Source organism: Micromonospora sp. NPDC003241 (genome assembly GCF_053589795.1).
Genome location: NZ_JBSFSO010000043.1, coordinates 1 through 18,618, shown reverse-complemented (window position 1 = coordinate 18,618; position 18,618 = coordinate 1). Strand labels below are relative to the sequence as shown.

Annotated in this window: 15 protein-coding genes and 1 pseudogene; 6 read left to right on the top strand and 10 right to left on the bottom strand. The window is 71.7% G+C overall.

What is annotated here, in order from left to right:
- Nucleotide 1: 1 nt before the first annotated feature.
- From ACWDVW_RS26240 to ACWDVW_RS26195, 10 genes are read right to left on the bottom strand one after another with little or no spacing between them, the layout of a single operon-like run.
- Entirely contained in the window at nt 2-292 is a 291-nt protein-coding gene (locus ACWDVW_RS26240; protein ID WP_350697526.1) for an acyl carrier protein, read from the bottom strand.
- The gene (locus tag ACWDVW_RS26235) at nt 289-1,626 is read right to left on the bottom strand and encodes a type III PLP-dependent enzyme (RefSeq protein ID WP_449953815.1); all 1,338 of its coding nucleotides are present in this window, start codon (nt 1,624-1,626) and stop codon (nt 289-291) included. Before ACWDVW_RS26235 ends, ACWDVW_RS26240 begins: the two co-directional genes overlap by 4 nt.
- Complete coding sequence (locus ACWDVW_RS26230; RefSeq protein WP_449953812.1) at nt 1,623-2,993, bottom strand: preATP grasp domain-containing protein; 1,371 nt, start codon at nt 2,991-2,993, stop codon at nt 1,623-1,625. The genes ACWDVW_RS26235 and ACWDVW_RS26230 overlap by 4 nt, the downstream gene beginning before the upstream one ends.
- 8 nt (nt 2,994-3,001) lie before the next feature.
- The gene (locus ACWDVW_RS26225) at nt 3,002-3,934 is read right to left on the bottom strand and encodes a 3-oxoacyl-[acyl-carrier-protein] synthase III C-terminal domain-containing protein (RefSeq protein WP_449953809.1); all 933 of its coding nucleotides are present in this window, start codon (nt 3,932-3,934) and stop codon (nt 3,002-3,004) included.
- The gene (locus tag ACWDVW_RS26220) at nt 3,931-4,209 is read right to left on the bottom strand and encodes an acyl carrier protein (RefSeq protein ID WP_350697522.1); all 279 of its coding nucleotides are present in this window, start codon (nt 4,207-4,209) and stop codon (nt 3,931-3,933) included. The genes ACWDVW_RS26225 and ACWDVW_RS26220 overlap by 4 nt, the downstream gene beginning before the upstream one ends.
- Nucleotides 4,210-4,256: 47 nt before the next feature.
- A complete protein-coding gene (locus tag ACWDVW_RS26215) occupies nt 4,257-5,942 on the bottom strand; it encodes an acyl-CoA dehydrogenase (protein WP_449953805.1) in 1,686 nt (561 codons plus the stop codon).
- Nucleotides 5,939-7,543: an acyl-CoA dehydrogenase family protein gene (locus ACWDVW_RS26210; RefSeq protein WP_449953802.1), complete on the bottom strand. Its 1,605-nt coding sequence runs from the start codon at nt 7,541-7,543 to the stop codon at nt 5,939-5,941. Before ACWDVW_RS26210 ends, ACWDVW_RS26215 begins: the two co-directional genes overlap by 4 nt.
- Nucleotides 7,540-9,312, bottom strand: coding sequence for a fatty acyl-AMP ligase (locus tag ACWDVW_RS26205; protein WP_449953799.1), 1,773 nt, complete (start codon nt 9,310-9,312; stop codon nt 7,540-7,542). Before ACWDVW_RS26205 ends, ACWDVW_RS26210 begins: the two co-directional genes overlap by 4 nt.
- Complete coding sequence (locus tag ACWDVW_RS26200; protein ID WP_449953796.1) at nt 9,309-9,527, bottom strand: ferredoxin; 219 nt, start codon at nt 9,525-9,527, stop codon at nt 9,309-9,311. Before ACWDVW_RS26200 ends, ACWDVW_RS26205 begins: the two co-directional genes overlap by 4 nt.
- Nucleotides 9,528-9,531: 4 nt before the next feature.
- Complete coding sequence (locus ACWDVW_RS26195) at nt 9,532-10,713, bottom strand: cytochrome P450 (protein ID WP_449953793.1); 1,182 nt, start codon at nt 10,711-10,713, stop codon at nt 9,532-9,534.
- Nucleotides 10,714-11,142: 429 nt separating this feature from the next.
- Here ACWDVW_RS26195 and ACWDVW_RS26190 point away from each other — a divergent pair, with 429 nt between their 5' ends.
- From ACWDVW_RS26190 to ACWDVW_RS26165, 6 genes and pseudogenes are all read left to right on the top strand, one after another.
- Nucleotides 11,143-12,111: an endonuclease domain-containing protein gene (locus tag ACWDVW_RS26190; protein WP_449953790.1), complete on the top strand. Its 969-nt coding sequence runs from the start codon at nt 11,143-11,145 to the stop codon at nt 12,109-12,111.
- Nucleotides 12,098-12,790, top strand: coding sequence for a hypothetical protein (locus ACWDVW_RS26185; protein ID WP_449953788.1), 693 nt, complete (start codon nt 12,098-12,100; stop codon nt 12,788-12,790). The genes ACWDVW_RS26190 and ACWDVW_RS26185 overlap by 14 nt, the downstream gene beginning before the upstream one ends.
- Nucleotides 12,790-16,026, top strand: coding sequence for a helicase HerA domain-containing protein (locus ACWDVW_RS26180; protein ID WP_449953785.1), 3,237 nt, complete (start codon nt 12,790-12,792; stop codon nt 16,024-16,026). Before ACWDVW_RS26185 ends, ACWDVW_RS26180 begins: the two co-directional genes overlap by 1 nt.
- Nucleotides 16,027-16,076: 50 nt before the next feature.
- A complete protein-coding gene (locus ACWDVW_RS26175) occupies nt 16,077-16,601 on the top strand; it encodes an SMI1/KNR4 family protein (protein WP_449953782.1) in 525 nt (174 codons plus the stop codon).
- Nucleotides 16,602-16,831: 230 nt separating this feature from the next.
- A complete protein-coding gene (locus ACWDVW_RS26170; RefSeq protein WP_449953779.1) occupies nt 16,832-18,106 on the top strand; it encodes an ATP-binding protein in 1,275 nt (424 codons plus the stop codon).
- Between the two features lie 250 nt (nt 18,107-18,356).
- Nucleotides 18,357-18,618 (top strand): annotated as a pseudogene (locus tag ACWDVW_RS26165) (site-specific integrase); the annotation flags it as partial.

Sequence of the window (18,618 nt, the reverse complement as noted above, 5' to 3'; positions counted from 1 at the left end):
GTCAGCGGCTCACGTGCTCGTTGACGTACTCGGAGAGGGTGGTGACGGTCTCGAAGTGCCGCTGCTCCAGGTCGTCCGGGTCGAACTCGGCGCCGAGCTCGTTCTCCAGTTCGAGCAGCAGCTCCAGCACGCTGGTCGAGTCGAGCCCGAGGTCGTCGAAGAGCCGGGTGTCCGGGGTGATGGTGGCGACGTCCCGCTTGAGGACGGCGGCGAGCGCGGTCCGGACGCTGGCCACCACGGCCTCGTCCACCACCGGAGCCTGGGGCTGCCCCTGCACAATCGTCTCGGTCATGACACGCGAATCCTTTCGTTCGAGGGGTGTCCGTTGCTGGTGACGGTCGACACGAGCCGGGCCGGTGCGGCCAGCTCGTCGTGCGTCGGCTGTCGGCTGAGCAGGTCCTCCGGGTCGTCCCGGTGCCGGACCAGGTAGGCGTGTCCCTCGTGGACCAGCACCTCGGCCGGGTAGCCGTGGCTGAGGAAGTGCACGGGGGAGGCGGTCGGCCCGTACGCCCCGGAGCGCAGCACTCCGATGAGGTCGCCGGGACGGACCGTCGGCAGCGGCACGTTCTTGCCGATGGTGTCGTTTGGCGTACAGAGCGGGCCGGTGACCTGCCACTCCGCCACGGCCGGCTCGGCCGGACGGTTGAGCAGGACCATCGGGTAGTTGCGCTTGACGAAGGAGCCGGTCCCGACGGCCGCCATGTGGTGGTTGGTGCCACCGTCGGCGACGGCGAAGCGCTGGCCCATCGACTCCTTGACGTAGCGGACGCCCACCACGTACACGCCGGCGGGCGCGGTCAGGTACCGACCCAGCTCCATGATCACGCGGGTGTCCGGGTGCCGGTCGCGGAACGCCTCGACCACCGGGTTCACCCGCTCGGCCACCAGGGCCGGGTCGAGGTCGGTCTCGCCCTCGAAGTACGCCACGCCCAGCCCGCCGCCGATGTCGACCATCTCCAGCGGGAAGCCGTGCCGCTGCGCCAGCCGCTCGGCGAGGTCCAGGATCCGCGCGGTGTTCTCGGCGATGACCTCCTCGCTGAGGATCCGGGTGCCGAGGTAGGCGTGCACGCCCATCACCCGGACGTTCGACAGGACGCCCAGGTCGGGCGCGGCGAAGAGCTGCGCCTCGTCGATGCCGAACTGACGCGGCTTGCCGCCCATGGTCAGCCCGCCGCCCTTCACCGCGAACTCCGGGTTGACCCGGAGCGCGACCGGCGCGACGACGTCGTGTTCGGCGGCCACCTCGTTGAGCAGTTCCAGCTCGCCGAAGGACTCGACGACCACCGCGTACACCTGCTCACGCAGGCAGGCGGCCAGCTCGTCGCGGCTCTTGCCGGGCCCGAGGAAGATGATGTCCCGGGGTGCCACCCCGGCCCGCCGCGCGGTGATCAGCTCGGTCAGCGACGACACCTCGGCGCACGCGCCGTAGCCGTGCAGCACCGCGCAGACCGACAGGTTGGGGTTGGCCTTCAGCGAGAAGAACATGTCCACGGCGGGGTGCAGCCGGTCCCGCAGGCCCTGGTACTGCCGCCGCAACTGCTCGCCGTCGTATACGAACATCGGCGTGCCGAATCGCTCGGCCAACTCGGTGATGCCGATGCCCTGCACGTCGTGCTCGGCGGTCATGATCCGGTCCTTTCGGTCAGGCCGGCGACCACGCCGGCCACGTGTTCGTCGAGCTGGCGCACCCGCTCCTCGGTCGGCGCGATGACCAGCGCGTAGAGCCGGCCGTCGAAGCCGCCCTCGCCACCGGCCGCGGCGTTGACCGTGGCGAAGTTGTTCACCAGGACGCCCTCCTCACCGGCCCGGGTGAGCAGGACATCGCCGAGCGCCCCGTGCAGCCGCTTGAACGGCAGCGGCTCGGGCAGCCGCAGCGGGTACTGCCGGGCCAGCGCCACCCAGCCGGCGGGGACGAAGCGCTCCTGCAACGGGAGCTGGTAGGTGGACATGTTGTTGCGGGCGTTGATCTCGGTGACCGGGAAGAGGCGCTCGTCGTCGCCGACCATCGCGTCCACGCCGACCACCCCGACGTAGCCGTCGGCGTGCAGCCGCTCGCCGAGCAGCCGGGCCGCCTCCCGGATCTCCGCCTCCTGGCGCGCGTCCAGGCGGGCCGGGATGCGGTGTCCCTTGTGCACGCCGGACTCGGTGATCGCCTCCTTGACGAAGTCGAACCGGACGTCGCCGTCGCGCCCCACGGTCATCTGGTAGTTGAGGTCGGCCCGCTTGGCCACGAACTCCTCCACCACCAGGGCGACCCGGTCGGAGCCGGTGGTGCGCGCCTTGCGGCTCACCATCCGGTCCATCTGGTCCAGCCGACGCGGGTCGTCGACCACGACGATGCCCTTGCCGGAGACCCCGTACGCGTCCTTCACCACGACCCGGCGGCCGGCCGCGAGGACCTCCTTGGCCCAGGCCACCGCCGCCGACCACTCGGCGATCGTGACGCAGCCCCGACCGGCCGGCTGCCGCAGGCCCACCTCGTCGGCGACCTGCCGGCTGTAGACCTTGCTGTTGACCGCCTTGCAGGTCTGCGCGGAGCTGCCGGCGATCCGGACGCCGGTGCGGGCGGCGATCTCCTCTTCCAGCACCGAGACGCCGTGCACCGACAGGTACGCGCCCTGCTCCGCCCACTGCGCCATCCGGCCCAGCAGGTCGGAGTCGGCGAGTACGTCCTGGCTGACGGTGTGCTGCGGGTTCTGCGCCGAGACGGTGTGGATCTCCGGGAGCTGGACCCCCAGGCCGGTGAGGAAGGCCAGGTAGTCGGGATCGGGGGCGGCCTTGAGCAGCACCCGGTCACCCGGCCCGGCGAGCAGCAGCGCGAACTCGTCCATCCGGTTCACCACCGCGCTGCCGGAGCCGAACGCCATCCGGGGTAGGCCCGGCTCGTCCTCGCCCCACACGTCCTCCACCTCGAAGTTGCCGAGGAAGACGAAACGCGCGTCCGGATCGCCGGTCACCGCGGTCTTGAGCCGGGGTATGAACGGTGTGGTCATCATGCCTCCTAGTGCTCGAAGACCATGGCGGAGAAGGTCGCGCCGAGCCCGACGGCGACCATCAGGTAGCGGTCGCCCGGTGCGAGCCGCTCCAGTTCCAGGGCCGTCTGGTAGTTGATGAAGGAGTCGGCGCAGAAGCAGTGGCCGGTCGAGGCGACGTTGTCCAGCAGCACCCGGTCTACCGGGTAGCCGAGCTGCTTGCACAGCCGCACCCAGGAGAGCCGGTTCACGTTGTGCGGCAGGATCAGGTCCACGTCGGAGAGCGCGACACCGGCCTGCGCCACCGCCGCCAGGACCACCTCGGCGAGACCGTCCTGATAGATCGCCTCGAACTCGGCGGCCCGCGCGGCGTCCATCCGCAGACCGGCGTTGAACTGCCCGTACGTGCGGGTGGCGTAGCCCAGTAGCCGGTCGTGGTCGCCGCCGAGGCCGACCAGGACGGCGGCCGAGCCCTCACCCATGAAGGTGGTGTTCGGGATGAGCTGGGCGGTGGGGGTGAACGCCTTCTCCCCGGCGAAGACCAGGGCCAGCGCGTCCGGGTCGCCGTCGGCGGCCAGCAGCTCACCGGCGAGGTGCACGGCGAGCAGCCCCGACGCGCAGGCGTGCTGGGTGACCGCGAACGAGACCGCGTGCTCCAGGCCGAGCGCGGTGCGGACCTGGTGCAGCGGGTTCTCCGGGTACGGCGCCACGGTCTGCAACGTGCGGGCCTGGAGCACGTACCGGACCTGGCTCTCGCGTCCGGTCAGCGCGGTCAGCTTGCCGGCCGCGTTGATCATCATCTGGGCCAGGTCGCCGTCCGGGTCGTAGCGCACCTCGGACAGCCCGTAGAAGCGGCGGAACGTCGCCACCTGCTTCGGGTCCATCGCCAGTTGGGCACCGATCTCCTCGATCGGCACGACCGACGACGGGAGATAGGCGGAGACCGCCTCGATGGTGGTCACCGGGCACCCGCGGGTTCCTGCTCGGCGATCAGTTCGGTCAGGTGCGCGGTCAGTTCGTCGATGGTCGGGTGGTCCCAGACCAGGGTCTCGCTGAGCCGCATGTCCAGGTGCGTCTCGATGTCGCCGCAGAGGGCGAGCGCATAGACCGAGTCCAGGCCGTACTCGGCGAGGCGGACGGTGGGGTCGATCTCGTCCTCGGGCCGGCGCAGGTACTCCGCGACGCAGCGGGTCAACCAGGAACGCAGGTCGCCCGCGCCCTCGGCGTTGGATGCCATGTGGGTTTCCTTCCTCGGATGGTTGGCGGTGCGGACTGGCTCCCGGGTCACCCCGGCAACACCCGACGGGACAGGTCGAAGCTGCGTCGCTCCGCGTGCCGGGCGGCCAGTTCCTGATAGAGCGGCTCGCGGTGGTCGCCGGGGCGGTCGTCGCCCGCCCGGCCGAGGCTGCGGGCCAGCCGGTCCAGTGCCGCGGTGACCCAGGTCGGGTCGTCGTCGCGGGCCAGCCAGACGTTCAGGCAGGCCGAGGCGGCGAGCACGGTGGCGTACCGGGCGGGCAGGTCGAGCACCTCGACGCGGGCGTCCACGCCCAGGTCCGAGGGGTGCAGCGCGGCTCCCGCCTCGGCGAGGTCACCGAGTTCGGCCCGGAACTGCTCGGCCAGCCGACGGAGTCGCTGCTGCTCCGACCCGTCACCGAGCCGGTCGACGGCCGCGCCCAGCGACCCGGCCAGGCCGTCCAGCCCACCGGCGGAGACCCGCAGCCGCTCGAACGGCAGCTCGGGCAGCTCCTCGCCGATCCGGAACAGCGCCGGGTCGGCCGGCTCCGGGTGCACCCAACCGCGTCGTGCCAGCAGCGGCACCTGGGGAAGCATGGTGCCCAGGCAGGCGACCCGGGCGGCGTGCCCGAACCCGGCCGGGGCCAGGTCGCGCAGCAGCTTCTGGAAGATCGCGTACCGGCCCTCGCGCAGATAGAAGTGCGCCCCGAGCACCAGGGAGAGCTGGTGCATCGAGTCCATCAGCCGTTTGGCGACCAGGTACTTCACGGCGGAGGCGTACATGCTGGTCTGGCCGGGCAGCAGGTGCAGCGCGCGGGCCGCGACCAGGCCGAGGCTGTCGCAGATCAGCAGATCCAGGTACGCGTCGACGAGCAGCCGCCGCACCTCGGGCTGGTCGGCGACGCGGTGACCGTAGAGGCGCCGGTCGGCGGCGAAGTCCATGGTCGACCGCAGGCCCGAGTCGAGGACACCGGCGAGCATGCTCGGGATCGCGGTGCGGGTGAGCTGGAACGAGCGCAGCGCCGTCTCGATGCCCTGGCCGGGCCGACCCACCACCGCCTCGTCGTCCACCGGGCAGTCGGTGAACTCGATGCCGCCCAACTGCACACCGCGCATGCCCACGCTCGGGTAGCGGGCCAGGTCGCGCATCGCGCCGTCCGGCACGGTCTGCTTGTCCACCAGGATCTGCGAGTGGCTGCGGCTGCCCGGCCGTTCGTCGGTGCGGGCCAGCAGCACCAGCCCGCGTGCCCGCTCGACGTTGGTGACCACCTCCTTGCGCCCGGTCAGCCGCCATCCGCCGGTCGTGCCCGGCCGGGCCGCGAACTCGGCGCGGGAGAAGTCGTTGCCGTGCGCCAGCTCGTGGTACGCCGAGGCGATCTTCTGGTTGGAGAGCAGCGTGTCGGCGACCCAGCGGGTCTGCGTCGGCGAGCCGGAGGCCCACACGTTGACCGACGAGATGAACGAGCTGACGCCGTAGCCGAGGCCCAGCGACGGGTCCCGCCGGAACACCGTCCGCAGCACCTGGATCAGGTCGTCGGCCCCGGCCAGCCGCCCGCCGTGGCGGCGCGGCACGAACTCGGCGTTGAGGCGGTACGCGTCGAGGGCCCGCTCGGCGGCCCCGAACACCTCGTCCTTCTCGTCGGCGGCCAGCGCGGCGGCGGCACCGGTCGGGTTGCCGTCGTCGGACGGGTCGCCGAGCAGGCGTTCCAGCTCTTCCAGCCGGGCGGGGGCCGTCATGACAGCTCCTTGAGGTCGTCGGTGAGCCGGTCGAAGGCGGTGGGATCAGGCCGGAGACCGCCGAGGCGGCCGACGATCAGGGCCAGCGTGGCGGCCAGTTCCGGCCGGGCCGGCTCGGCGGACCACCGGTGCAGTACGGCAGCAGCGGCCAGGCACCACTCGTACCGTCGGGCCAGCTCGAACGCCTCGACCTCGGCCGTCACACCCTGCGGCGGCAGGGCGGCCATCTCGTCGTGCAGCCGCTCGGCGGAGTCCAGGACGTGCCCGGCGAGCCGGACCACGCTCTCCGGTGCCGACGTGCGGACCTGCTCCAGCAGGAACGGCAGGCTCTGCACCAGGCTGCATCCGGCGCGCGAGAACAGCTCCAGGCGGCCCGGGTCGGTGGGCGCGCCGACCTCGACGCCCCGCAGCCCGGCGACGTCCCGGACCCGCTGCCGCCAGCCGGCCACCAGACGCGGGAACTGGGTGATCAGCGAGTGCCGGTTGACGAAGGTGTTGCCGTCGAAGATGCCCACGATGCGGTGGTCCCGTTCCAGCTTCTGGAACGCGCCGTCCGCGTACACGGTGGTGAGGAACGCGCGGGCGCCGAGCAGCTCGCCGCAGCGCGCGATCGCCTCGTCGACCAGGGTCGGCGCCAGCGCCTTCGCCACCGCCGAATAGACGCTCATCTCGCCGGTCAGCGCGCCGGCCGCCCGCCCGGCGAACAGCACCACCGACTCGGCCACCAGCGCGGCGGCGGAGATCTCCCCGAAGCTGCGCCGCACGTGTGGCAACTCGATCAGTCGACGGCCGTAGAGTTCCCGCTCCCGCACGTACCGCAGGGTCAGCTCTCGGGCGTGGTCGACGGCGCCGAGCGAGAGCCCGGCCGCCATCACCCGGGTCAACTGGAGTGCCTTGAGCACGATCTCCAGACCCGCACCGGGCCGCCCGACCAGCGCCTGCGTCGGCACCACCGCGCCGTCGAACGCGATGCCGCTGATGTCCGCGCCCCGGATGCCGTGCGTACGCGCCTTCGGCAACGTGCGGTAGCTGTCCGGGGCGAGCCGGTCCTTGTCGACCAGGAACAGGCTGTGGCCGCGTGCCCCACCGTCGGCCGAGGTGCGGGCGAGCACGCAGATCGTCTCGGCCCGGGTGGCGTTGTTGATCGGCCACTTCTCGCCGTCCAACCGGTACCCGCCCGGGCACTCGGTGGCGGTCAGCTCCCCGGCCACCAGGTCGCTGCCGTGCCCCCGCTCGGTCAGCGCCCAGGAGACCACCGCACCGGTCCGGACCCGCGCGCCGAGCCGCTCAGCCTGCTCCGGGTTGCCGGCCACCCAGACGCAGACCGCACCCAGATAGGTCTTGGCGTGGGCGATCGCGGCGGTCAGGTCGTGCCCGGCGATCGTCCGGACCACCTCGACGAGCTGCGCGTGGTCCGTCGACGCGCCGCCGAGGCGCGCCGGCACGTACCAGTCGGGCACCCCCAACTCGTCCAGCAGCCGGACGGCGTCGGTGGGGAACGTCTCGGTCCGGTCCAGCTCGGCGACCCGGTCCGGGCGGAACGCCTCGGCCGTGGCCAGGGCGGTGTCCAGCAGGCCCGGCGAGGTGGTGGGGACGCTCATCGGGCCACCCCGGCCAGCTCACGGTCCCGGTCGACGGCGTCGAGGTGGGCCCGGACCTCCGGCGTGAGGTCGGCGTACGTGCCGGCGAGCGAGCCCTCCTGGAAGGCGCGACGGACCGCGACCCGCTGGATCTTGCCGCTGGTGGTCCGGGACACCCCGCCCGGGCGGACCAGCAGCACGCTCGCCTCCACCCCGAACTCGCGGGACAACCGGTGCCGCACCGCCGCCGAGATCCGGGCCAACTCCTCCGGCGTCGCCCGGCCGGCCCGTACCTCGTGCACCAGGACCACCTGCTCCTCGGGCACCGGCACGCTGAACGCGGCACCGACACCGAGCGCCAGCGCGGGATGCACCGTGCGCGCCTCGGCCTCCAGGTCCTGCGGGTACAGGTTGCGCCCCCGAATGATCAGCAGCTCCTTGATCCGCCCGGAGATGTACAGCTCGTCGTCGAGGCGTACCCCGAGGTCGCCGGTGCGCAGGAAACCGCGCTCGCCGCAGGCGGTCTCCGCGTCGAAGACGGCGGCCGTGGCCTCGGGGTTCTCCCAGTACCCGCGCGCGACGCTCGGGCCGCGCAACCAGATCTCACCCACCTCGCCGTCGGGGAGCAGCACGTGGCGCTCCGGGTCGACGATCCGGATGTCCATCTCGGACGTCGTGCCGCAGCCGACCAGGTCACGGGTTGCCTCGTCGGCGTCCGGCCCGACCGGTCGGGCCTGCCCCCGGCCCAGGTGCTCGGCGTCGACCCGGGTGATCCGGGGGAGGCGGTACTGCCCGGCGCAGGAGACCGCAAGCGTCGCCTCGGCCAGCCCGTAGCCGGGGCCGACCGCCTCCGGCCGCAGGCCGTAGGGCGCGAACCGGTCGCGGAAGCGGGTCAGCGTGCTCGCCTGGACCGGCTCGGCGCCGTTGACCGCCACCCGCCAGCGGGACAGGTCCAGGCCGGCGAGCCTCTCCTCGGCGATCCGGTTCAGGCACATCTCGTAGGCGAAGTTGGGCGCCGGGGAGATCTGCACGTCGAAGCGGTCGACCAGGAACAGCCAGCTCTGCGGGTGTCGCAGGAACACCGAGGCGGGCATGTGCACGGTGGTGCTGCCGACGTACAGCGGGGAGAGGAAGAGCCCGATCAGGCCGAAGTCGTGGTGCATCGGGAGCCAGCCGCCGTGCCGGGCGTCCGACGGCGCGCCGAGGATGCGCTGGTAGACCCCCGCGTTGTCGGCCAGGTTGCCGTGCGTCACCACCACGCCCCGGGGCTGGCTGGTGGACCCGGACGTGTACTGGAGGAAGGCGATCCGGTCCGGATCGTCGGGCAGGGCGCGGAACTGCCCGACATCGGGCAGCGCGGTCGCGTCGGTCACCAGACGCGGCAGGTCGCCCACCCCGGCCGCCTCCGCCCAGGTGGTCACGTCACCGGCCACCCGCTCCTCGGTGAGCAGGGCGGCGGCCCGCGCGTTGCGGACGATCGCGGTCAGTCGCTGGCTGCGGTGCTGCTGCCCGTCCGGCACCGGCACCACGATCGGGATCACCCCGGAGTACAGGCAGCCGAGGACGGCGAGGGCCAACTGTGGCCCCGGCGGGTAGAGCAGCATCGCCCGGTCACCGGCGGCCAGCCGGTCGGAGAGCAGCGCGCCGACCCGACGGGCCGCGTCGTGGATCTGGGCGTACGAGTAGCTGATCGGGGCGTCGTCGCGCATCGGGTCGGCCACGTAGGTGAACGCGGTCCGCTCGCCGAACTGCGCGGCGTTGACCTCCATCCGGGCACTGAAGCTGGTCACCGTTCACGCTCCTGCTGAGTCGTCTGAATCGAGATCGCTCGGTTGGGGCACAGTTGTGCGGCCTCCCGGACGGCCGGGACCTGATCCGGCTCCGGCTCGGCCACCAGCAGCACGACCGTCCCGTGGTCGTCCTCGTCGAACACCTCCGGCGCGAGCCGGACGCAGTGCCCGGCACCGAGACAGCGCTCCGCCGCGACGGTGAGCAGGGGCGTCATCGGATCACCACCGCACCGGCAGCCGACCGAGCCCGAACACCACGCCCTGCCGGACCGGGATCTGCTCGACCGGTACGGCCAGGTGCAGCCCGGGGATCCGGGTGAACAGGGCCCGCAGCGCGATCAGCAGCTCCAACCGTCCCAGGTGCTGGCCGACGCACTGGTGGATGCCGAAACCGAAGGTCAGGTGGCCGCGCGCCGCCCGCCGTACGTCCAGCACGTCGGGGTCGGCGAACCGCTCCGCGTCCCGGTTGGCTCCGGGCAGCAGCAGCACGATGCCCTCACCGGCCCGGATCAGCTCGCCGTCCACCTCCAGGTCGGCGGTGGCGACGCGGACCGTGGCGCCGGTGAGCGACAGGTACCGCAGCAGCTCCTCGACCGCGTCCGGCCAGCGTTCCGGCTCGGCCCGCAGCAGGTCGAGCTGGGTACGCTCGGCGAGCAGCGTGAGCACGCTCATGCCCAGCGTGTTGACGGTGATGTCCTGTCCGGCCAGCACGATGGCGATGCCCAGCCCGGCCGCCTCCTCGACGGTCAGCTCACCCTCGTCGATCCGCTCGGCGAGGTCCCGCAGTTGACCGTCCCGCAGGTCGTCCCGACCGTCGGTGAGCAGGTGGGTCAGGTAGCCGGTCATCGACCGGACCGGGTTGAACCGCTTGTAGGTGACCGTCTGGAAGTGCTCGACGTCCGCCTCCGGCACCCCGAGCAGCCGGCCCAGGACCTCCGCGACCAGCGGCTTGGCGAACACGTCGAGCAGGTCCACCGGCGGCGACTCGGCCAGCATCCGGTCCAGGTAGGCGTCGGTGTACCGGACGATCTCCGGTTCCCAGGCGCTGATCCGCTTGAAGGTCAGGCTGGGCAGCACCGCCCGCCGCTGCCGCGAGTGCTCCGGCGGATCGGTCCGCAGCAACGCCTCGATGGTCGCCGAACCGCTCTGCCGCAGCCCCGCCATTCCCGGCACCGGCAGCGGCATGTTCGGCTGCCGTACGTCCACACTGGTGTCCGGGCTGGCCAGGATCGTCCGGGTCGCCGCGTACCCGGTGACCACCCAGACCGGACGGCCGTCGTACAGCCGTGCCCGGGTGACCGTCCCGCGTTCCCGCAGCTCCCGGTATTCCTCCGGCGGCTGGTACGGACATCTGCGTGCCAGGGGCAGCTCGGGTAGCTGCGTGATGTCTTCCGTGGCCACGGCTCTGCTCACCGGTACCGCCCCTCTCTCCCCCGCTTGTCTCATCGAGGACGAGTCTGCGGAGGTGAGAGAGTTTCGATAAGAGACCGCCGGGCGGCGGAAAGAGCGCCCGGCCGGGCATACCCGACCGGGTATGGGCCGTTCGGTCGACGGTCGGTCGTACCCACCGCCGAGGCGGTCTTGCGCCGGCCCTGAATGGTAATCGCAGCGTTCGCGGCTATCGGAGGGCGGGAATTCTTCCGAAGTCCGGAAGGCGACACCTCACTGGTGCCGAGCGCTATAGCGCCTTCCGAAACGGATTCGTACCCTGTTCCCGGACGTCAGGGGTCGATGGTGGGAGGGGTCGATAACGCTGTTCACCACCCCGCTCGCTGATTCTTCGGACCCGACGCGATGAGCCGGAATCCCTTCGACCTCCCCTCGGATCGGGTGATTGCCCTGCCCGAGGCGCGCATCGACGCGTTGGCCACGGTGATCGCCCGTGATCAGAGGGAACTGGTCGCCGTCGTGCACCGTCCCTCGGTGCGCCACGCGATGCCGGCCGACGTCGTGCACACGGCCGTGGACCGACTCGAACAGGTCGCGGTCGAGCTGCTGCCGGCCTGGCTGCCGGAAGCGGCGCAGACCACCCGGCCGGACACCGCCGGCCTGGCCGCGATCCGGGCCGCCGCCGGGGCACGGGCACGTCGTGACCACTACCCGGGCACCTTCCTGCCGGACCTGGCCGTCTTCGCGGTGAGCGCCCGACGAGCCCCCACCACGCTCCCACTGCGTACCCGGGCCGCCGCGCTGACCCGCCTCGTCGCTGACGCGTTCGGTCGGCGCACGGTGGTGATGCTGGTCGAACCGGACGCCGCCGAGGCGGCCGTGGTCGCGGCCGGGGCCGGGTGGCTGGTGCACCACGGCGGCCCGGCCGTGTGGCTGACCGGAGAAGGTGCTGCCCGGGTCGAGGGACTCCCGGCGTACCGGGTCGAGCTGCCGCCGCCGTCACCCGCACTGGCCGGCCAGGCGGGCCAGGCGGTCGTCGGGAAGCCGCACCCCGCCAGCGACGTCGAGAAGCTGCTCGAAGCGGCCCTGGCCGCCGAGAGCTGGGCGGCCGGGCGGCGATGGAACCAGAGCCACCAGTCCCATCCGCTGAGCGCACCGGTCCGGCTCGACCTGCTGTGGCCGGACGAGCGGTGCGTGGTCGAGATCGACGGTCCGGAGCACTGTCGGCCCGATCGCTTCGAGGCCGACCGGCAACGGGACGTCCAGCTCCAACTGGACGGGTACGCCGTCCTGCGCTTCACCAACGCACGAGTAATCCACGACGTCGGCGCCGTGGTCCAGCAGATCGGTGAATATCTGCGGAACCGTCGCCGGGGCATACCGGAAGGACCTCTTCATGGCCGGCGATGACCTGACCGCATCCGAGAGCGCGATCCTCGTCGTGCTCATGGCCGAGGCGCGGGAGGTGCTGAACACCGAACTACGTCAGCGGTACGGCCTGGACGTCCGCAAGCCGCAACGGGACAAGCTCACCCGCCTGCACTACGTGGCCAGCCGGAAGAGCGGCTCGACCTACGCCCTCCAGCTCGACGACAAGGGCTGGGTACGGGTGCAGACCGAGCTCGACTTCACGCTGCGCGGGGCGTCGGCGCTCGGTGCGGCGCTGACCGCCCTGCACGGCAACCTTCGTGACCGCGTGCTGGAGCGCAGCGGCTGCGCCACGCTGACCGAACTCTTCGCGCTCAGCGACGTCCGCGCTCCGGCACCCACCCCGTCGTCCGAGCCGGTCGGGTCGGCGTCCACCCCGGCCGGGCCAGCCGAGCCGGTCGGGCCGCTGCGGGCCCGCGTGGTCAGCGCCTACCGTGCGCTCGCCGCCGAGCCCGGTGCCTGGGTGAGCCTGCGCCGGCTGCGCCCGTTCTTCGCCGACGTGCACCGGGACGACCTGGACGACGCGCTGCGCCGGCTCATCCGCGAGGAGGGCGTCACGCTGGTCCCCGAGTCCAACCAGAAGACGCTCACCGAGGCGGACATCGCGGCGGCCCTGCGGGTCGGCGGGCAGGACAACCACCTCTTGGCGATCGGCGTGTGATGCGCGAGGCGGAGCGCGCCGCGCTGGCGGCACTGCGGTTCAACTGGGCACCGGTTCCCGACGACGTGTGGCGGCCGCTGCCCTTCCACGTCGACGGGCTGCACGAACCGGTCCTCCGGGAGGTGCTCGCCGCCGTGGCTGAGGCCGGCAGCGGCACCGGCGGCAGTCCGGTCGGCCTGGTCGTGCAGGGCCAGCGCGGGTCCGGCAAGACCCACCTGCTCGGTTGGGTACGCCAGCAGGTGCAGGACGAGGGCGGTTACTTCTTCCTGGTCAGCCTGCTGGACGCCGGTACGTTCTGGGACAGCGTGCTGGCCGCCATGATGGACGGCCTCCAGCGACCGGTGCCCGGCACCCGGGAGACCCAGCTCAAGCTGCTGCTGCGCCGCCTCTCGACGCTTGTGGGCGCACCTCGTGCGGCCCGCCGAGCCGTGATGGGCGAGACCGAGCTGACCCGGGCGGCGTTGGACGCCTTCCTCAACGGGCTCGGTGCCTTCGACCGGCACGTGGCCCGGACGTGCCAGGAGACCGCCCGAGCGTTGGCGCTGAACGGCTCCGAGGACATCAACCAGCGCGACGTCGCGGAGAACTACTTCAACTGCGGCGAGGAGGTGACGCCCGGTGAACGCGCGGCCTGGGGCATGCGCCGCGCCCCGCGTACCGCCCAGCAGATCGTGCAGGAACTCTCCTGGCTGCTGGCCCTCACCGGCCCGTCGGTGGTGGCGATCGACCAGGTCGACACGCTGATCGCCCAACTCGCGATCCAGAGCGACCCGAGCGTGGTGGGCGCCGCCGCGATGAGTCCCGAGCAGGCGCTGATGCTGGCCCGGATGGCGGACGGCCTGATGTCGCTGCGCCAGACCACGCGGCGGACGCTGACGGTCCTGGCCTGCATCCCCAACTCGTGGACGATCATCAAGTCCACCGCCGCCGACACGGTGGCCGACCGGTTCCGGGAGATGCCGACGCTGCGCCGGATCGACGACGCCGACCTCGCCCGGGCGATCATCGAGAAGCGCTTCACGCTCCGCTACCAGGAGGTCGGCTTCGCGCCGCCGTACCCCTCCTGGCCGGTGTCCCCGCGTGCCTTCGCCGAGGCGGGGAACTTCACGCCCCGACAGCTCCTCATCGAGATCGACCAGCACATCCGGGCCTGCCTCGCCGACGACGAGGTCCGGGAACTGGTCAGTCTCGGTGAGCCGCCCGCCGCGGAACCCCGCGCGCCCCGGCCCGCCCCGGTCACCGCCTCTCCCGGGGAGATGGACCACTACGACGCCCGGTTCGCCGAACTGAGGGCCGCCGCCGACATCGCCGCCCCGCTGGCGCGTACGTCCGAGGACGCCGCGATGCCGCCGCTGCTCGCCGCCGGGCTGACCGCGTGGATCCTGGAACGGGGTGACGCCGGAGAAGCGTTCAGCGTCGACCCGCCCCCGAGCACCAACCCGCCGCTGCACGCCCGACTCCGGCTGACGCTCGACGAACGCACCGAGGACCAGGTGCACTGGTGCTTCCGGGCGATCAGCGACGAGCACCACGGCAACGCCGCGCTGGCCCGACTCCGCAAGGCGTGCGTCTCCGCCGCCCTCACCGGCGGCCTGCCCAAACGCAAGCTGTTCCTGCTGCGCAACCGCGAATGGTCGACGAGCGCGGGCACCCGGAAGGCCACCACCGCCTTCACCGAGGCCGGTGGGCAGACCATCGGCATCGACGACGAGGACCTGCGTACCCTCTCGGCGCTACAGGTCATGCTCGGTGAGGCCACCATGGAGCTCCAGGGATGGCTGGCCGACCGTCGACCCACCCGGGACCTCAAGTTCCTGCAACACGCGCTCGCCGACGTGGACAACTGGACGACAGACGGCTCGGACGTTTCGGACGGCTCGGACGGTGGGCCGACCTCGCCGCCCGCCACCATCGCCCAGCCGGTCGGCGGTGCCCCACCGGCGGACAGTGACCAGCGGGCCGCCGCCGGGTCGTCGGGTGAGCCGGCTTTCACCATCGGGTACGGGTACGACGACGACGCGCCCGCGCCGCTGGCGCTCGAAGCACTCCGCAAACACACCACGATCTTCGCCGGCTCGGGCTCGGGCAAGACCGTGCTCATCCGCCGCATCGTCGAGGAGTGCGCCCTCCAGGGCGTCTCCGCCATCGTCCTCGACCCCAACAACGATCTGGCCCGCCTCGGCGAAGGGTGGCCCACCCCACCGGCACAGTGGCGGCCCGGCGACGAGGCCAAGGCGCAGGACTACCTCGCCCACACCGACGTCGTCGTCTGGACGCCACGGCGTACCTCGGGCCGCCCACTCAGTTTCCAACCGCTGCCCGACTTCACCAGCGTGCGCGACGACCCGGACGAGTTCGGCGAGGCGGTGGAGGCGGCCGTCGCGTCCCTCGCGCCCCGCGCCCTGGTCACCGGCCGGGCCACCAAGGCACACCTGGGTCTGGCCGTGCTGCGTAAGGCCGTCGAACACTACGGCCGACGCGGCGGCTCCCGCCTGAAGGGCCTCATCGACACCCTGGCCGACCTGCCGGACGGCCTCATCGACCTCGACGACGCCGACAAGATCGGTCTCGGTCTCGCCCAGACGCTGACCGCCGCCATGGTCAACGATCCGCTCTTCGGCGGCGAGGGCACCCCGATGGACCCCGGCGTCCTGCTCACCCCCGAGCCCGGCAAACGGGCCCGGATCTCCGTGGTCAGCCTCGTCGGCCTGCCCTCCGACGACGTACGCCAGAGCTTCGTCAACCAACTCCAGATGGCGCTCTTCGCCTGGATCAAGCGGAACCCGGCCGGCGACCGGCCTCTGTTGGGCCTGCTCATCATGGACGAGGCACAGACGTTCGCACCGTCCGGCGCGATGACCGCCTGCACCCAGAGCACGCTGGCCCTGGTCGCCCAGGCGCGGAAGTACGGACTGGGGCTGATCTTCGCAACCCAGGCGCCGAAGGGCCTGCACAACCGCATCCCCGGCAACGCCGCGACGCAACTGTACGGACTGATGAACAGCCCGATCCAGATCGAGGCGGCCCGCGAGATGGCCCGCGCCAAGGGCGGGGACGTACCCGACATCTCCCGGCTCACCGTCGGCGAGTTCTACCTCGCCGCCGAAGGCGCCGCACCGCGCAAGATCAGAACCCCGCTCGCGCTGAGCCACCACCCGCGCAGCCCGCTGACCGTCGAGGAGGTGCTGACCCGCGCACGCGGCACCGACCGCACCCCGCCCGAGCACGACGAGTAGGTCCACCCCGCCACCTCACCGGTGTCGGTGCTGCTCGCTAGGGTGCCGGCGTGGATGACGACCGTCGTACGTTGCCGGCCGCGCTGGCCGAAGCCCATGCCGGAGAGTTCGACTACCGCGACGGAGCCGGCGTCGACTTCGAGCCGTACCCGCAGTTCCTGGACCGGGACGAGACCGCCGACTGGTGGCGGTCCTGGACCGGCAACACCGAGTTGGACGGGTCCGAGTTCCGCGTCTTCGGGCAGGACGGCACCGGCGGCCTCGCCGCATTCTGGCTGGTACGCGCCGATGAGCCGATCGAGAGGCAGCCGGTGGTGTTCCTCGGCTCCGAGGGCGAGACCGGGGTCGTGGCGCAGGACCTGGGGAACTACCTGTGGCTGCTGGCGGACGGCTTCGGTCCCTGGGAGGCGGCGCAGCACCCGGAGCACGAGCACGAGCCGCAGCCGGACCCGCGTCTCACCGAGATCGCGCAGCGCTTCGCACCTGAGCATCGCCGATCGGCGAGTGAGGTGGTCGCGGCGGCGCGGGCGGAGTTCCCCGACTTCGACACGCAGATCGACGCCCTCTGTCGATAGCCAGGTCTCCACCGAAACCAGCACGGCTGCTGCCAGTGCTGATGCTGCTGGCGGCGGCCGTTAGCGCGTCATCCCGGATCGGCCCAGAAGTCGCCGCAGCCTTGGCCGCTCATCACGCTCCTGGGGCGGAGCCGACCCCACCGCTGGGAGTCTCGGAGTCGTGCCTGTATGGCAGCGTGGCAGATGTGTGAACGGTAGCCTTCGGGATGCGTCTGCGGTAGTGTTTCAGCATGCTGCCATATCAGCTGCGGTCCGTCGATCAAGAGCTGGATGAGCTGCTCGGCGGTTTGCCTGCCATCAGTCTCGAGGGGCCGAAGGGCGTCGGGAAGACCGCGACGGCCCAGCGTCGCGCCGCCACCGTCTTCGCCATGGACGACGCGACACAGCGGGAGCTGCTCACCGCCGATCCGCAGCGCCTCGACCGAGCCCCGGCGCCGGTCCTCATCGACGAGTGGCAGCGCGAACCGGCGGTCTGGGACTTTGTGCGGCGCAGCGTCGACCGTAATCCCGCACCGGCCCGGTTCCTGTTGACCGGCAGCGCCACCCCCACGTCCGCGCCGACACATTCCGGGGCCGGACGCATCGTCCAGCTCCGGATGCGACCGATGAGCATCGCCGAGCGGGCCCTGGCCGAGCCGACGGTCAGCCTTCGGAAGTTGCTCACCGGACAGCGGCTGGCCGTGAGCGGAAGCACCGCGCTGGGCCTGGTCGACTACGCCGAAGAGATCGTGCGCTCCGGATTCCCCGCCATCCGCCAACTGCCGCCGCGCGCTCGCAGGGCACAGCTCGACGGCTACCTGAACCGAATCGTCGAACGAGACTTCCCCGAGCAAGGCCACCTGGTACGCCGCCCCGACACCCTGCGCGGGTGGCTGGCCGCGTACGCCGCCGCGACGGCAACCACCAGTTCCTACAACGCCATCCTGGACGCGGCCACCCCGGGCGAGACCAACAAGCCCGCCAAGACGACAACGACCGTGTACCGCGACGTGCTGTCCCAACTGTGGCTGCTCGATCCCGTGCCCGGCTGGTTGCCCAGCCGCAGCGCCTTCAGCAGACTCGGCGCCGCACCGAAACACCACCTCGCCGACCCGGCCCTCGCCGCCCGACTCCTCGGCGTGGACGTACCCGCCCTGCTCGACGATTCAGCACCGGACGCGCCCGTCCGCCGGCCCGGGCCCCTGCTGGGCGCCTTGTTCGAGTCGCTGGTGACGCTCAGCGTGCGGGTCTACGCGCAGGCAGCCGAAGCCACGGTTCATCACCTACGTACCTGGGACAGTCGGCACGAGGTGGATCTCATCATCCAGCGCGCCGATCAACGAATCGTGGCGCTCGAAGTCAAGCTGTCCCCGTCGGTGAGCGATGACGACGTCCGTCACCTCACCTGGCTACGTGGACAACTCGGCGACGACCTACTCGATGCGGCGGTCATCACCACCGGATCTGAGGCGTACCGCCGCGCTGACGGGATCGCGGTGATCCCGCTCTGCTTGCTCGAACCCTGACAACCGGCGCGTGCCGCCAGCACACCGGCACGACCGCATCTGGCGACACAGCCCGGCACCCGGTACGACACTGTTTGCGCTCCACATACCGCCCTGTCAGCACTCGCAGTCGAAAAGATCCCTGGCCATGGCCGGTCCTGACGAGATCTCAACACCGATCTTCGAAGTGCAGTGTGGGGCGCTGCGTGACCACGCGATCACAAAAAACCGACACTAGTCGATGGCTAGCGTCGGTTTGCCTGGGTTGCGTCTGCTCCCGGTACGCAAGCGCAAGCGGAAGGCGTGGACGAGCGACGAGGCGCGACGGTTCCTGGAGTCGGCCCGCGCCGACGATGATCCGCTCTACGCCGCGCACGTCCTGGTCCTGGTGCTCGGTCTGCGTAAGGGCGAGGTGTTGGGGCTCACCTGGGCTGACGCCGATCTCGACGCGGGGAGTTGACCATCGATCGGCAGCTCCAGCGCGTCGGTGCCGAACTGCTGCACCGGGAGACGAAAACGGCCACCTCCGACGC

Bases quoted from the DNA above. Each gene is read 5' to 3' on its own strand.
- ACWDVW_RS26240 (WP_350697526.1), bottom strand. From the start codon at position 292: ATGACCGAGACGATTGTGCAGGGGCAGCCCCAGGCTCCGGTGGTGGAC.
- ACWDVW_RS26235 (WP_449953815.1), bottom strand. From the start codon at position 1,626: ATGACCGCCGAGCACGACGTGCAGGGCATCGGCATCACCGAGTTGGCC.
- ACWDVW_RS26230 (WP_449953812.1), bottom strand. From the start codon at position 2,993: ATGACCACACCGTTCATACCCCGGCTCAAGACCGCGGTGACCGGCGAT.
- ACWDVW_RS26220 (WP_350697522.1), bottom strand. From the start codon at position 4,209: ATGGCATCCAACGCCGAGGGCGCGGGCGACCTGCGTTCCTGGTTGACC.
- ACWDVW_RS26215 (WP_449953805.1), bottom strand. From the start codon at position 5,942: ATGACGGCCCCCGCCCGGCTGGAAGAGCTGGAACGCCTGCTCGGCGAC.
- ACWDVW_RS26210 (WP_449953802.1), bottom strand. From the start codon at position 7,543: ATGAGCGTCCCCACCACCTCGCCGGGCCTGCTGGACACCGCCCTGGCC.
- ACWDVW_RS26200 (WP_449953796.1), bottom strand. From the start codon at position 9,527: ATGACGCCCCTGCTCACCGTCGCGGCGGAGCGCTGTCTCGGTGCCGGG.
- ACWDVW_RS26185 (WP_449953788.1), top strand. From the start codon at position 12,098: ATGGCCGGCGATGACCTGACCGCATCCGAGAGCGCGATCCTCGTCGTG.
- ACWDVW_RS26180 (WP_449953785.1), top strand. From the start codon at position 12,790: ATGCGCGAGGCGGAGCGCGCCGCGCTGGCGGCACTGCGGTTCAACTGG.
- ACWDVW_RS26170 (WP_449953779.1), top strand. From the start codon at position 16,832: ATGCTGCCATATCAGCTGCGGTCCGTCGATCAAGAGCTGGATGAGCTG.